This is a genomic window from Anaeromyxobacter sp. K, from assembly GCF_000020805.1.
GTDB classification, from domain to species: Bacteria; Myxococcota; Myxococcia; order Myxococcales; family Anaeromyxobacteraceae; genus Anaeromyxobacter; species Anaeromyxobacter dehalogenans.
Genome location: NC_011145.1, coordinates 536,380 through 550,689 on the forward strand (window position 1 = coordinate 536,380; position 14,310 = coordinate 550,689).

Sequence of the window (14,310 nt, forward strand, 5' to 3'; positions counted from 1 at the left end):
ACACCGTGAAAAGGAGGTCGGCACCAATAGCGGACATGTTCAGCAGCGTCGAAAGCGGCACCATGAACAGCATTTGGTGTGGTGCACAGCCCGCGGCCACTCCCACATCCATGCGCCTCATTTCACAGGCATCCCACACGCCCCTTACTTCCGTGGGTAGGCGGCGCACCGCTGTCACGATGTCGTCAATCGCTTGGGCGACGTTGGCTGGCTGCGCTGCAAGCTCCAGAGTCGCCTCCTGGTCTGAAGCGTGAAGCGCCACCATTTCCCTCCGAAGAGCCTTCACCAGGCGAGCAAGCCCAGCCGTCGCCCTAAGGTCCAGTCGACGTTCAGGAAGCTCGTCCTCATGTTCTCGGGCATCGCTGCCTCCGCTGTTGATGTCCCCCTTCACCGCCAGCGGGTCGAGCTCCAAATACCTTCCCACCCCCGGCAGATACCACCGGTTCCAGCTGTAGTACGGCCCCTGGAGTCCGAGCGGCCCGAGCAGTCGCTCGTCGTACTGCCCCGAGAGCCGCAGGTTCGTCACTTTCTGTCGGCCCGATGCCGTTTCACCGCAGGAGCACGACGAACCCGAGGGCGTTCGGGAGCTTGAAGCCGCACGAGCGCCCGACGCGGCCCTCCGGCGGCTCGACGAACCCCCTGACGCGAGTTCTGGCCTGCGCATGCGGCGACGAGGGCCAGTAGCCCTGGAGCGTGCTGGTGGCGGTGTCCCCCCGGACCACGTGGACCCGCGTCAGGGAAGGCTCGCCAGGCAGTTCCTCGCTCCGACTCGAACATCAGCGTCTCGGTCCCGCGTCGCCAGCGCCCGCACCGTCTCTTTGATGACCGGCGACGCCACGAAGCGGCGCGCCGCCGGAGGCGCGGAGGCACCGCGGGACGCCATCTGGTAGACGGCGAAGAGAGCGGCCATCCGGATGTACTGGCTCCGAGAAGCTAGCGAGCCCTGAACCACGGCCAGGTCATCCCCTCCCATCTTGTCCAGCAGACCCGCGAGTTCGAGCCCTCGCTGGCGCAGCGCCGGGCGCGTGGAGTGGAGATACGACCTCACGTCTTGCCGAAAGCGCCGTGCTGCCCGAGGCCACGCGCGCAGGTACGCTGCAAGCGCGCTTCCGAGTGCAGTCCTGCGCGCGTCCGACTTCGCGGCGCGGAGCGCGGCGCGCCACAGGCTCTCGAACAGATGCGGCCGGAGCCGGCGCACTAGTGGCGTCCCAACAAGCGCCGTGAGCGAGTCCTTCGGTGCTGCTCCGCAATACTGCGCCAGGAACCGCTCATGGACGGCAACCGAGCCGGAGCGAAGTGCCCGCGCGAGTTCCGGGTTCTCCGGATGCTCCAGCAGGAGCACGGTAGCCGCCACGCGCCGAGAGTGGTCGTCCGCCTTCGCGCCGACGACGAACGACACCAACGCCGGGAGAATCTCGCTACGACCTGTCATTTGCACCGGCCCTTGATGTTCCCGAAGTGCTCGTCTGAGTACCGGCTTTCGCACAGCCTCTGACAGTCGCTCTGGTTCTTGACCCTGCGGCCTTCCTCGTCGTCGCCGTTCGGAGCCGGCCCCCAGCCTTCCCCCCCCGGCACATGCAGTAGCACTTGCCCTTCGGTGCGCAATCGTTCGGCGCTGGGTCAGGCTGCGGGTCGTTCCACGGCTTCCAAGGCCACATTGGAGGGGGCCACGGGATAGGAAACGGGCGTCGCGGTGCAGGCTGACACACCAGAGGGTCGTAGTGCGCCCTGCGTTAGTTCGTGACTGAATCCGGGACCTGTAGGCCGTGGGGTCGGTCCATCTCAGGGGGTTCCCACCCCCGTAGTTGTACCAGTCGGGCGCGAACCACCCGATGCCGTTGAACCCACCCGCCAGCGCGATGGGGTCCAACTCCAGATACCTCCCCACCCCCGGCAGATACCACCTGCTCCAGTTGTAGTACGGCCCCTGGAGCCCGACGCTCCTCAGCAGCCGCTCGTCGTACTGCCCCGGCAGCCGCAGGTTCGTCACGATCGGCCGCCCGGTGACGGGATCGGGCGTCATCGTCTCACTCACTTCCCCGTAGGGCTTCGTGGCCGCGGACCAGACGGTCGCGCCCTCCAGGCTGGAGAGCGCCCGCGGCATGCCGATGTGATCCAGATGGAAATAGTACGGCCGGGGAGCCGCCGAAGGCGCGTACTCGAGCTGCGCGAGCGGCCGTCCATCGAGCCAAACGTAGTCCCGGAGCGGCATCCACGGCTGGGATGGATCGTTCGTGAACGCCAGCTCCGAGAGCAGTTCGCCGGAAGGGCCGAACACGAAGTACGTCCACTGTCCGGTCGCAGCAACCCAGCGCGCGATGCGCCGCCCTTGAGCGTCGTACTTGAATCGCGCCGTCGGGTCGCTGACGTCTGCGTCACGGGCGCAGGAGATCCCATCGCCTCCGGAGTTGGCGCCGCTGCCGACGAGCGTCTGGCGCCCCCAAAGGATCATGACGAAGGCACACGATCGCACCTGACCTTGGTGCTGCCGTCCAGGACGATGCTGACGTCGCCGCTCGCGGTCATCACGTCGTCGAGCGCAAGCCGGTCTCGCACGCAACGTGAGGACACGCTACGTGACTCACCGTCCAGCGCCAAGGGGCGTCGCGGCGCGCGCCGGCAACCCATTGGCGTCGCGGAGGGATTCTCTCTTGGTCAAGGTGGCCCGCGGCGGCCACCGCTCGTGCGCGATCTCTGGGTGGAAGGTCGGCACCCACACCAGCGCCCCCGGCGCGCCCAGCGCCCGCGTGCGCGGGCCGCGGCCTCGAGCACCCGCCGCTCCTCCGGCGGCAGCTGCGTGCGCAGCTCGACGCACGCCGCCTCCGCGTCACCGACCCCGACGGCCAGCCGATCGCCGGCTTCAGCGCCGAGTGCCCATCGGCGCGGACCACGGAGCAGCGGCGCCGCAGGCTCCGCGGCGAACCGCCGGCGGACGCGGGGGACGAAGCGGACGCGCGGGAACGACGCGGCGCCCGGGTCGGGCAGCGCATTCCCCGCCGCGGCCGCGGGCATCACCCCTCCGGCACCACCAGGCGGCTGCGGCCGGCGGAGACGCGCTCGACGGTGACCTGCACGCCGATGCGCTCGTGCAGCTCGGGGACGTGGGAGATGACGCCGACCGTGCGGCCGGTCTGGCGCAGCCCTTCGAGCGCGGCCATGGCGTGCTCGAGCGTGTCGCGGTCGAGCGTCCCGAAGCCCTCGTCGATGAACAGCGTCCGCGCGTGCGCGGCGCGCGTGGAGAGCGACGCGAGGCCGAGCGCGAGCGCGAGCGACACCAGGAACAGCTCGCCGCCGGAGAGGCCGTTCACGGTGCGCACCTCGTCCGCCAGGTCGTGGTCGATCACCTGGATCTCGAGGTCGGCGCCGGGGACGCGCATCAGCTCGTAGCGGCGGGCGAGGTCGCGCAGGTGGACGTTGGCGGCCGCGAGCAGGCCGTCGAGCGCGAGCCCCTGGGCGTAGCGGCGGAAGCGGCTGCCGTCGGCGGAGCCGATCACCTTGGCGAGCCGCTCCCAGCGATCCGCCGCGGTGCGCGCGGCCTCGAGCGCGCCGGACACCTCTTCGTGCCGGGCGCGCGCCTCCTTGTCGAGGTCCAGCTCGAGCTTCACCTGTGAGTGCTCGTCGCCGAGCCGGGCCGCCTCCCGCTCCGCCTCCGCGTGGCGCGCGCGGGCGTCCTCGGCATCGCCGGCAGGGCGGCCGGCGGCGTGCGCCTCCACCTGCCGGCGGCGCTCGTCGCGCACGGCGCCGGCGGCCTGGGCGGCCCGGGCGCGGGTCTCGAGCTCGGCGCGCGCCTGCGCGGCCCAGGCGTGGCCGCGGGCGAGCCGGGCCTCCAGCGCCGGCCGGTCGACGCCGAGCGCCGCGAGCGCAGCGGCGAGCGCCTCGCCGGCGCGGGCGGCCTCGGCGGCGGCGTCCTCGCGTGCGGTCGCGGTGGCCCGGGCGGCCTCCGCGGCCGCGGCGTGCGCGCGGTCGGCGTCCGCGCGCGCGGCGCGGGCCCGCTCGTGCGCGGTCCGGGCGCGGTCGAGCGCCGCCCGCAGCGCGCCCTCCACCTCGTCCGCCGGCTTCCCGGCGAGCACGCCGCGCCGCTCGGCCTCGGCCCGCTCGCGCGCCGCGGCCGCGCCCGCGGCGGCCTCCCCGGCGCGCGCGGCCCGCCCGGCCCGCTCGGCGGCCAGCGCCGCGGCCTTCTCCGCGCCGGTGGCGCGCGCGGCGACGTCGGCCGCGGCCGCGTCGCGGGCCCGGACCTGGGCGGCGTATGCCTCGGCGCGCCCAGCGCAGGCGGCCCGGAACGCCTCGGGCCCGCGCCGCGCCGCCTCCGGCCAGCCCGGCAGGAACCCGAGCGCGGGGGCGAGCTCGGCCTCGATCCGCCCGAGCGCGGCGGCGTGGCGCGCGCCGGCGGCCTCGTGCGCCGCCACGGCGGCGGTGGCGTCGTCGCGGGCCTTCTCGAGCGCGCGCTGCCGCGCCCGCGCCGCGTCGTGCGCCTCGCGGGCCGCGTCCACCTCCGCGCGTGCGGCGCGCTCGGCGTCGGCGGCGTGGCGCGCCGCCTCCAGCGCGACCCTCGCGGCCTCGAGCGCGGCCTTGGCGTCGCGCCCGCACGCCTCCACCGCGGCGGCGGCCCCCTCGGCGTGCGCCGGCAGCTCGAGCGCACCGCCCGCCGGCGCTGCGAGCCGCGCGCGGAGCGCGTCGTACTCGGCCGCGTGCTGCGCGCGGTCCGCCTCCGCCCGAACCTCGCTCCGCCGCTCCGCCTCGACCCGCGCCGCGAGCTCGGAGGCGCGCGCGGCGAGCGCCTCGCGCTCGCGGGTGGCCGCGCGCACCGCCTCCTCGGCGTCGGCCGCGGCGGCGCGCTGCGCCTCGAGCAGCGCCGGGAGCGGCGCGCCGTGCGCATAGGGGTGCTCGGTGGCGCCGCAGAGCGGGCACGGCTCTCCGTCGGCGAGGTCGGCGCGCCGATCGGCGAGCCCGAGCGTCAGCTCCACCCGCCGCAGCGCCGCGCGCGCCTGCTCCGCCCCGCCCTCGGCCGCGTGCACGGCGGCCGAGGCCGCGCCGTGCGCCCGCCGCGCGGCGTCCGCCTCGCCTTCGGCCCGGGCCGCCTCCGCCCGCGCCTGCTCGCGGCGAGCCGCCGCCACGCCCGCGGCCTGGGCCGCCTTCCACGCCTCGCCGAGCAGCGCGCGCAGCTCGCCGAGCCGCGCCACCTCGGCGGTGAGCGCGGCCGCGTCGGCGCCGGCGGCCGCCCGGGCCGCCTCCGCGAGGGCCGCGCCGGCCGACTCCAGCCGCCGCGCCGTCTCCTCCGCGCCGCGAGCCTCCGTGGCGAGCGCGCGCGCCGCCTCCGCCGCGGCCTCGCGCGCGCCGCGCAGCCCGGCCCCGGCCTGCGCGGCACCAGCGCACTCGGCCGCGTGCTCCGCGAGCCGCGCCGCCCACCGGTTCCACTCGGCCGCGAGCGATGCCTCGGCCGCGTGGGCCGCGAGCCACGCCTCGGCCGCGTCTCGCGCCGTCTCCGCCGCCTGGCGGGCCCGCGCCGCTGCGTCCGCGCCGGCCGCCGCCTGCGCCTGCTCCGCGCGCGCGGTCGCGTGCGCCGCCCCCGCGTCCGCCTCCGCCCGGAGCGCGGCCGCGAGCGCCTCGTCCCGGCGGCGCGCCTCGGCCAGCTCCGGCCGCGCTCGCGCCTCCGCCTCCGCCGCCGCCTCGAGCGCCGCGCGCGCGTCCGCCTCGCCGCGCGCCGCCGCGCCGGCGTCCGCCTCCGCCCGCCCGAGCGCGCCCATCGCCTCCGCCGCCCGCGCCTCGGCGCCGGCCCGCGCCTGCTCGGCCCGGACCGCCTCGGCGAGCGCCGCCCGGTGCGGCTCGGCCGCCTCGACCTCGGCCAGCTCGGCGCGCAGCGTCGCCCCGTCCTCCACCGCGCCCGCCGCCCGGGCGAGCTCCGCCTCCGAGCGCTCCAGCCCGTCGCGCAGCTCCGCGTCCCGCTGGTGCCAGCGGACCTCGGCCTCCGCGGCACGCGCCGCCGCCTTCGCCTCCTCGAGCGCCCGCGCCAGCTCCGCCTGCCGGGCCTGGAGGGCGGCGCGGGCCTCGGCGTCCAGCACCTTCACGCCGCCCAGCTCGGCCTCGAGCGCCTGGCGCGCCGCGAGCTCGCGCCCGAGCCGCTGGTGCGCCGCCTGCGAGAGCCGCCCGTACACGGCGGTGCCGGTGACGCGCTCGAGGATGGCGGCGCGCACGTCGGCGTCGGCGCGCAGGAAGTTCGTGAACTCGAACTGCGGCAGGACCACCGCCCGCTTCAGCTCGTCGAAGGTAAAGCCGATGGCGGCCTCGTTGCGGGCCACCGCCTGCGTGACCTTCTCGGCCAGCACCTCGCCGGTGTCGAGGTCCTCGACCGTCATGGCCTGCGCCTGGAACGCGCCCTCCACCCGGTCGCGCGCGCGGCGCACGCGCCAGCGCGCCAGGTACCGGCGCCCGTCCATGCCCTGGTACTCGACCTCGGCGGTGGCGCCGGCGGTGCCGCGCGACACGAGCGCGCGGACGTCGTTCATGTCGAGGGTCTCGCCCTCCTCCGACCAGCCCACCATGACGCGCTTGCCGGCGGCGCGGTCGCGCAGGCGCGGGGTCTTGCCGTAGAGCGCCAGGCAGAGCGCGTCGAGCAGGGTGGACTTGCCCGAGCCGGTGGGGCCGGCGATGGAGAAGATGCCGGCGCCGGCGATGGGCGCGCGGTCGAGCCGAAGCTCGAACTTGCCGTAGAGGCTGGCGAGGTTCTCGCCACGGATGGCCAGGATCCTCACCGCGCGCCCTCCTCCGACTCGACCTCCTGGAGCAGCGCGCGGAACGCCTCCAGGAGCGCGTCGGGCGGCGGCCCGCCGTAGTCGGCGTCGTACTTTCGCCGGAAGACCTCCTCCGGCACGAGGTCGCCGAGCGCGCGCCGCTCGCCGTCGCCCAGCGCGCGGCCGGTGCCGGCGAGCGTGGTGGCGATGCGCACGAGGCGCGCCTCCTTGCCCGCGAGCGCCTGGTCGAGCAGCGCGCGCAGCGCCGGCTCGGGCCGCTCCAGCCGCACCTTCACCTCGAGGAGCGGCCGCAGCGCGTCCGGCCCGTCGCCGCGCGCGGGCAGCGCCTCGAGCGCGGCGAGCACCTCCGGGAGCGGCGCGGGCGCCTCGGCGTCCGGCACCGACACGAGCTCCACGAAGCGCGGCACGCGCAGCACCCGCTGCGCGCGCACCGCCTCGCCCTCCACGTCGGCCACCACCACGCCGTGGCGGTAGCCGCGCTCGCCGAAGGAGAGCGGCAGCACCGAGCCCGAGTAGCGCACCGTCTCGCGCCCGCCCACCGCCTGCGCGAGGTGCAGATGGCCGAGCGCGACGTAGGCGAGGTCGGCGGGGAACGCGTCGGCCGGCACCGCGGCCTGGTTGCCCACCGCGAGCCGCCGCTCGGAGAGCTCCGAGGTCTTCCCGCCCACCGCATAGAGGTGGCCGGTGGCGAGGAGCGCCTCGCCCGGCGCGCGCCGCGCCCGCACCCGCTCCACCGCGGCGGCGTAGAACCGGCGGGTGGCCTCGGCGGCGTCGTCGTCGGCCGCGCCCGCGCCCAGATCGGCGGCGCGCAGGTACGGCACCGCCGCCACCCAGGCCGCCCGCCGGCCCGACGCGTCCTCCAGCGGCACGAGCAGCCGCTCCAGATCCGGCGCGCCGGCGGCGGCGCGCGGCACGCCCCCCACCACGTGCAGGCGGCCCATCTCGCGCAGCAGCGGGTCCACCGCGTCGAGCCGCGAGGCGGAGTCGTGGTTCCCGCCCACCACCACGAGCTGCAGCCGCGGCAGGCGCCGCCAGGCCTCGGCCAGGAAGCGATACCAGAGCGCCTGCGCGCCGGCGGGCGGGTTGGAGGCGTCGAACACGTCCCCCGCCACGATGACCGCGTCCACCGCCTCGGCCTCGACGGTGTCGAGCAGCCACGCCACGAAGCGCTCGTGCTCGGGGCCGCGGTCCACGCCGTGGAGCGCGTGGCCGAGGTGCCAGTCGGCGGTGTGGAGGATGCGGATGGCCACGGACGCCAGGAGGATACGCGCCGGTCGGACATGCGCCGTCCGCGTCCGGCAGCGGCGGTCCCGCGGCCGCCTCACGCCAAAGACCGTGTCGGACGAGGTGGGCGCGCGGCGCCTTCCGCACGAGCCGTGCGGATCGGGGCCGAGATTCCGCACCGGACGTGTGCACCGGACGGAGCCGGGGCCCGTGTGGACGTCACGCGCGCCCAGCGGCGACGTTCCGTACTGGGTCGGGGGCAAGGAGGCAGGGCATGGGTGCACGAGCGCAGGCGAGGTCCGAGCGGCTGCGGCGGCGGCTGCAGTCGGAGCGGGTGCACCTGGTGATCGAGTACGTGACGCTGGCCGACGGGAGCTGGGCCGCGCTGTGCGGCATGCCCGAGGCGATCGCGCTGGGGGCGACGTACGCCGAGGCGCGCGAGCGGCTCTGCGCGGAGCTCGGCGAGCGCATGGGCCGCGCGGCGCTCGAGGCCGCGACGGTGGTGGAGGACGTGCCCTTCGGCGCCGAGGAGCTGGGGATGGCGTACTGAGCCATCACCGACGGTGAACGGGGCTAGCCCTTCACCTCGGGCAGGCGCGCGCCGCGCCAGGCGAGCATCCCGCCCGCGAGCTGCGCGGCCTCGAAGCCGCCGCGCTCCAGCAGGCGCACCGCCGGCACGCTGCGGTGCCCGGACAGGCAGATCGCCACCACGGGCCGGGCCGGGTCGAGCTTCAGGGCGTCGAGGCGCGAGCGCAGTTCCCCGATGGGCACGTTCACCGCGCCGCGGATGCGCCCCTGCGCGAACTCGGCCGCGGTGCGGACGTCCACGAGCTGGGGCGCCGGGCGCCCGCGCAGCCGATCGTTCAGCTCGACCGCCGAGACCTCGGCTACGCTGCCGAAGGGGAACCACCAGGGGACCTTCATGGCGCGTGAGAGCCGCGGGCCGCCGCAGGGGTTCGCGCCGCCCGGCGGCGGCGGGGCCGTGCGGGGCGGCGGGAATCCCGCCGGCGGCGGCCGGGTTGGGCCGGGCGTGGGCGCGCACGCGACACCTCCGCCGGGCGCGGCGCCGGCGACGCTCTCCCGGCGCCCGCGCCCCACGCTCCCCGCCCTCGCGCGCGCCTCGGCGTGGCTCGGCCTGACCGGCTTCGGCGGCGGCCTGTCGGTGCTCGGGACCATGCACGACCTGCTCGTCGAGCGCCGCCGGTGGCTCACCGACCGCGAGTTCACCGTCACCGCCACCGTCTCGCAGATGCTGCCGGGCGGCGCGGCCGCGAACGCGCTCGCGTACACCGGCCTGCGCTTCCACGGGCCCGCCGGCGCGGTGGCGGCGTACGCCGCGTTCATCGCGCCCGGCGCGATCGGGGTCACCGCGCTCGCGGCGCTCTACGTGCGGCTCGGCGTGACGCCCACCGCGGCGCCGCTCCTGGCCGGGCTGAACGCGGCGGTGGTCGGCATCGTGGCCTCGATCACGCTGCAGATGCTCCGCGCCGCGGTGCAGCGCCCCTGGCAGATGGGCGTGGCCGCGGCGACGCTCCTGTTCTCGCTCGGCGCGGCCGCCTCGGCCGGCGAGATGGCGGCGCTCGGGATCGGCGCGGGGCTGGTGCTCGACCTCGGCGTGAAGCGGATGCGGCTCGCGCGCTTCCAGCGGCGGGCCCGGCGCCCGCCGCCGCCGGTGGCGCTGCCGGACGAGGGGATGCCGCTGCCCGCGCCCGAGCGCGAGGACGACCCGCTGGCCGCTCCCGCCAGCGCCGACACCCCGACGCGCCTGCCGGCGCTCGCGCTCCTCTCCGTCCCCGCGCTCGGCGCGCTGGGCGCCATGGCGCTCCTGTTCCTGCGCGCCGGGCTGGGCGCCTACGGCGGCGGCTTCGCCATCATCCCGCACCTGCAGGCCTCGGTCCTCGCCGAGCACTGGATCGGTCCGCGGCAGTTCGCCGACGCGGTCGCGATCGGCAAGCTCACGCCCGGCCCGGTGCTGCTGATGGCGACGTTCATCGGGTACCTCGTCCACGGGATCGCCGGCGCCGCGGTCGCCACCGCGGCGGTGTTCGCCGGCCCGCTCGCGCTGGTGCTCGCGGTCGGCGCGTGGCTCGCGCGCGTGCGGTCGCGGCGGCCGGTGCGGGCGGCGCTCCGCGGGCTCACGCCCGCGGTGGTGGGGCTCATGGCGGCGGCGGCGCTGGCGCTGGGGCGCTCGCTGGAGGGACGCGTCGAGCTCGCCATCGCGGCGGCGTCGCTGCTCACGCTGGTGCGGTTCCGGGTGAACCCGGTGCTGGTGATGGCGCTCGGCGGCGCGGTGCGGCTGGCGCTGTCACTCGCGGGGCTGTAGCCGCCGCGCGCGACGACGTGCCACGCACCTCGCCCGGGAGCCGGGGCCTACCATCGTCGGACCACCGACGGAGCCCTGCGATGTCCCCCCTGCGATCCCTCGTCCTGCTCGCCACGCTCACCACCCTCGCCGCGCCGGCCCAGCCGGCCGCCGGCACCCCGGCCGCCGCCGCGACGTCCCCGGGCCCGAAGGACCGCTGCGCCGTCTGCGGCATGCTGGTGGCGAGGTTCCCGCAGTGGGTCGCCTCGATCCGCTACCGCGACGGCGAGGTGGCGTTCTTCGACGGCGTGAAGGATCTGCTCGTCTACTGGCACGACCTGCCGCGCCACGCGCCGGGCCGCGCGCAGGGCGACGTCGCCGCGATCTTCGTGACCGACTACTACTCGACCCGGCCCATCGACGGCCGGGCGGCGTTCTACGTGATCGGCGGCGACGTGCGCGGGCCGATGGGCGCGGAGCTGGTCGCGTTCGCGCGCGAGGGCGACGCCAAGGCGTTCCTGAACGAGCACCGCGGCGAGCGGATCCTCCGCTTCGACGACGCCACGCCCGCGGTGCTGGAGGCGCTGCGGTGAGCCTGCGGCGCTCCGACCGGTTCCTGGCGGTGCTCGCCGTCGCCGCCGTGCTCGGGGCGGCCGCGCTCGCCGACGCGCGCGCGCGGCGGGCCGCGGACCGGCCGGCGGCGGAGGAGCGGGCGCGCCTGGTGGCGCGGCTCGGGCTGACCGATCCGTGCCTGTTCAACGACGCGCGCTACACCCGCCACCTCTCGCAGGCCGACCGCTTCGCGCCGTTCCAGGACCACCCGCGCGCGCTCGAGCACTTCCCCTCGGGCTCGCTCACCGCGGGGGCGCGGTGAGGCTGCGCGCGGCGCTGGAGCGGCAGCGCTCGCTGCTCGACTTCGCGCTGGGCGCGCTCGGCCGGCGTCGCGGGAAGACCGTCGCCCTCGTCGCGGTGCACGCGCTCCTGGTGTTCGCGCTCGCCTCGGTGCTGCTGTTCACCGGCGGCCTGCGCCAGCAGGTGCGGGCCGCGCTCCGCGGGGCGCCGGATCTGGTGGTGCAGCGCATGGCGGCGGGGCGGCACGAGCAGGTGCCGGCCGGCTGGGTGGAGACGCTCGGCGCGCTGCGCGGGGTGTCGGCCGCGCGCGGCCGGCTGTGGGGCTACTACTTCGAGCCGGTGAGCGGGGCGAACCTCACCGTGATGGTGCCGGACGGCGGCTGGGCCACCCCGGGCGGCGCGGTGGCCGGGCCAGGCGTGGCGCGGGTGCTCGGCCTGAAGGAGGGCGATCGCCTCCCGCTGCGCACCTACGACGGCGAGGCGCTCGATCTCGGGGTCGCGGCGGTGGCCTCGCCGGCGGTCGAGCTGGTCGCGTCCGATCTCCTGCTCGTCTCGGAGGGCGACTACCGCGCGCTGTTCGGCGCCGAGCCGGGCCGGTTCACCGACGTGGCGGTGGCGGTCCCGAACCCGGACGAGGTGACGAGGCTGGCCGAGAAGATCGTCCGCATGTTCCCCGACGCGCGGGTGGTGACGCGCGCCGAGATGATCCGCACCTACGACGCCGTGCTCGACTGGCGCAGCGGGCTCGCCGCGGCGGTGCTCGCCGGCGCGGTGCTGGCGTTCGCGATCCTGGCCTGGGACCGGGCCAGCGGGCTCTCCGCCGAGGAGCGCCACGAGCTCGGCATCCTGAAGGCGCTCGGCTGGGACACCCGCGACGTGCTCGCGGCGAAGGCGTGGGAGGGCGCCGCGGTGTCGCTCTCCGCCTTCGCGGTGGGGACGCTCGCCGCCTACGCGCACGTCTTCCTGGGCGGCGCGGCGCTGCTCCGCCCGATCCTGGAGGGCTGGGCGGCGCTCTACCCGGACCTGCGCCCCGCGCCGCCGGTCGAGCCGCTGGCGCTCGGGACGCTGTTCTTCCTCACGGTGATCCCCTACGTCGCGGCGACGGTGGTCCCCTGCTGGCGGGCCGCCACGGTGGACCCCGACGCGCTCATGCGGGGGGACGCGTGATCCAGCTCCGCGAGGTCACCAAGGTGTTCGACGAGGGCCGCCCCGGCGCGCTCGCCGCGGTGGACCGCGTCACGCTGGAGGTGGCCGGCGGCGCCGTGACCGTGCTGGTGGGGCCGAGCGGCTCCGGCAAGACCACGCTGCTCACGCTGCTCGGGGCGATGGCTCGGCCCACCGAGGGGCGCATCTTCCTCGACGGGCGCGAGCTCACCAGCCTGCCCGAGCGCTTCCTGGCGGCGCTGCGCCGGCGGACGTTCGGCTTCGTGTTCCAGCAGTTCCACCTCCTGCCCGCGCTCACCGCGCTCGAGAACGTGATGCTGCCCGCCCTGCCGTCGGGCGAGCCGCGCCGCGCGGTGGAGGCCCGGGCGCGGGCGGCGCTGGCGCGGCTCGGGGTGGAGGCGCGCGCCGGGGTCCGCGCCGGCCGGCTCTCCGGCGGCGAGGCGCAGCGCGTCGCGCTGGCGCGCGCGCTGGTGGACGATCCGAAGGTGATCGTCGCCGACGAGCCGACCGCGCACCTCGACAGCGCCCGGGCCCGCGCGCTCATGGAGATCGTGCGGGGGCTGAAGGCGGAGGGGAGGACCGTGGTCGTCGCGAGCCACGATCCCATCGTGTACGCCGCGGACTGCGTGGACCGGGTGGTGCGCATGCGCGACGGCCGGATCGTGGCCCCCGGGGCCGAGCCGTGATCCTGAGCCCGCCGGTGCTGGCGCTGCAGGCGGGGGCGGCGGCGTCGAGCGGCTTCCTGCTCTACGCGCTGCGCTGGGCGGCGCCGGTGGTGCGGCGCTGGGATCCGGCGAGCGGGAGCCGCGCCCAGCTCCGCCTGGAGCGCCGGGCGCTGCTGGTCGGCGTGCTGGTGCGGACCGCGCTCGCGGTGCAGCTCGCCTCGCTGGCGCTGTTCGTCCACGCCTCCGACGCGCTCGCGCCCATGTTCACCGGGGCCATGTGCGCGGCCGGCACGCTCTCGGCGAGCCGGTACGGCTGGCCGGCGCTCGCCGTCCAGGTCGCGGCCACGGTGGTCGCCGGGGCCTGGCTCGCGATCGATCGCGCCGACGGGCTCGCGCCCGATCAGCCGCTGGTGCGCGTGAAGCACGCGCTGCTCCCGGCCGTCGCGATCCCGGTGGTGGCCGGGGCGGCGCTGCAGGCGGCGCACTTCCTCGCGCTCCGGCCCGAGATCATCACCTCGTGCTGCGGCAGCCTGTTCGGGCGGGAGGGGCGCGGCGGGTGGGCGGGGCTGGCCTGGCTGCCGCCGCGCGCCGCCGGCGCGCTCCTGGTCGCGGTCCCCGGCGCGGCGGCGCTGGCGGCGCTCGCCCTGCGCCGGACCGGGCGCGGCGCCCGGGCGGTGGCCGCGCTCTCGGCGCTGGCGGGGCCGGCCGCGGCCGCGGGGGTGATCGCCTGGCTGTCACCGTACGTGTACGAGGCGCCGGGGCACCGCTGCCCGTTCTGCCTGCTGCAGCCGGAGCAGGGCTGGGTGGGCTACCCGCTCCACGCGGCCGTCCTGGTCGGCTGCGTGGCCGGCGTCGCGGTGGGCGTGCTCCAGCCGTTCCGCCGCGTCCCCTCGCTCGCCGGCCCGCTCCCGGCGCTCCAGCGGCGCCTGGCCGGTGCCGCGGCGCTGGCCTGGATCGCGCTGCTCGCGGGCGCCGCCGCGCTGGTGGCCGCCTCCGGTCTCCGCGCGTGAGGGCTCGCCGACCCTCCGCACCGCGCGCCCCACCTCCGCGGTGGCGCGCGGGCCGCTCAGGGTCCGGTCCCGCAGCAGCGCGCGCGCGAGCCCGGCCACCGCGGTGCGCACCACCGGGTCGCCGAGGAGCCGCTCCACGCGGCGGCGCATGCGACGCAGGTAGGCGCGCTGCGCGGCGGCGCCCCGGTGCAGGCGCGCGGTGAAGCGGAGCGCGATGCGCGCGTCGTCCTCCGATCCGGGGGCGAAGGGTGCGAAGCGGCGGCCGGTGCGGGCGTCCACCGCCACGAGGCCGCGGCCCAGCGCGGCCGCGTCCTGCGCCACGCTGCCGGCGAGCGCCACCGCCA

11 protein-coding genes are annotated in these 14,310 nt (G+C 77.2%); 7 read left to right on the forward strand and 4 right to left on the reverse strand.

Annotated elements, in window-relative coordinates:
* Positions 1-733: 733 nt before the first annotated feature.
* The 3 genes from ANAEK_RS22715 to ANAEK_RS02310 all read right to left on the reverse strand — a co-directional run bounded on the left by ANAEK_RS22715 (position 734) and on the right by ANAEK_RS02310 (position 7,999).
* The gene (locus ANAEK_RS22715; RefSeq protein ID WP_012524539.1) at positions 734-2,452 is read right to left on the reverse strand and encodes an RHS repeat domain-containing protein; all 1,719 of its coding nucleotides are present in this window, start codon (positions 2,450-2,452) and stop codon (positions 734-736) included.
* Positions 2,453-3,011: 559 nt separating this feature from the next.
* Positions 3,012-6,749, reverse strand: a complete 3,738-nt coding sequence (locus ANAEK_RS02305; RefSeq protein WP_012524540.1) for an AAA family ATPase — start codon at positions 6,747-6,749, stop codon at positions 3,012-3,014.
* Positions 6,746-7,999 carry an exonuclease SbcCD subunit D C-terminal domain-containing protein gene (locus tag ANAEK_RS02310; RefSeq protein WP_012524541.1) on the reverse strand — a complete coding sequence of 418 codons (1,254 nt, stop codon included), beginning with the start codon at positions 7,997-7,999 and terminating at the stop codon, positions 6,746-6,748. The genes ANAEK_RS02305 and ANAEK_RS02310 overlap by 4 nt, the downstream gene beginning before the upstream one ends.
* 248 nt (positions 8,000-8,247) lie before the next feature.
* Between ANAEK_RS02310 and ANAEK_RS02315 the strand changes: the two genes are divergently transcribed.
* On the forward strand, positions 8,248-8,523 hold the full coding sequence (locus tag ANAEK_RS02315) for a hypothetical protein (RefSeq protein ID WP_012524542.1): 276 nt from the start codon (positions 8,248-8,250) through the stop codon (positions 8,521-8,523).
* A 23-nt stretch (positions 8,524-8,546) separates the two neighbouring features.
* On the opposite strand, the gene ANAEK_RS02320 is transcribed toward ANAEK_RS02315, so the two are convergent.
* Entirely contained in the window at positions 8,547-8,897 is a 351-nt protein-coding gene (locus ANAEK_RS02320) for a rhodanese-like domain-containing protein (protein ID WP_012524543.1), read from the reverse strand.
* Here ANAEK_RS02320 and chrA point away from each other — a divergent pair.
* The 6 genes from chrA to ANAEK_RS02350 all read left to right on the forward strand — a co-directional run bounded on the left by chrA (position 8,896) and on the right by ANAEK_RS02350 (position 13,966).
* Positions 8,896-10,296 carry a chromate efflux transporter gene (chrA, locus tag ANAEK_RS02325; protein ID WP_232288348.1) on the forward strand — a complete coding sequence of 467 codons (1,401 nt, stop codon included), beginning with the start codon at positions 8,896-8,898 and terminating at the stop codon, positions 10,294-10,296. The two genes, ANAEK_RS02320 and chrA, sit on opposite strands and share 2 nt — an antisense overlap.
* An 80-nt stretch (positions 10,297-10,376) precedes the next feature.
* Positions 10,377-10,868, forward strand: coding sequence for a nitrous oxide reductase accessory protein NosL (locus tag ANAEK_RS02330; RefSeq protein ID WP_012524545.1), 492 nt, complete (start codon positions 10,377-10,379; stop codon positions 10,866-10,868).
* The gene (locus tag ANAEK_RS02335) at positions 10,865-11,149 is read left to right on the forward strand and encodes a hypothetical protein (RefSeq protein WP_012524546.1); all 285 of its coding nucleotides are present in this window, start codon (positions 10,865-10,867) and stop codon (positions 11,147-11,149) included. The genes ANAEK_RS02330 and ANAEK_RS02335 overlap by 4 nt, the downstream gene beginning before the upstream one ends.
* A complete protein-coding gene (locus ANAEK_RS02340; RefSeq protein WP_012524547.1) occupies positions 11,146-12,294 on the forward strand; it encodes an ABC transporter permease in 1,149 nt (382 codons plus the stop codon). Before ANAEK_RS02335 ends, ANAEK_RS02340 begins: the two co-directional genes overlap by 4 nt.
* Positions 12,291-12,977 (forward strand): ABC transporter ATP-binding protein, encoded by a 687-nt coding sequence (locus tag ANAEK_RS02345; protein WP_012524548.1) that lies wholly within the window; start codon positions 12,291-12,293, stop codon positions 12,975-12,977. Before ANAEK_RS02340 ends, ANAEK_RS02345 begins: the two co-directional genes overlap by 4 nt.
* Complete coding sequence (locus ANAEK_RS02350) at positions 12,974-13,966, forward strand: hypothetical protein (protein WP_012524549.1); 993 nt, start codon at positions 12,974-12,976, stop codon at positions 13,964-13,966. The genes ANAEK_RS02345 and ANAEK_RS02350 overlap by 4 nt, the downstream gene beginning before the upstream one ends.
* Positions 13,967-14,310 lie beyond the last annotated feature (344 nt).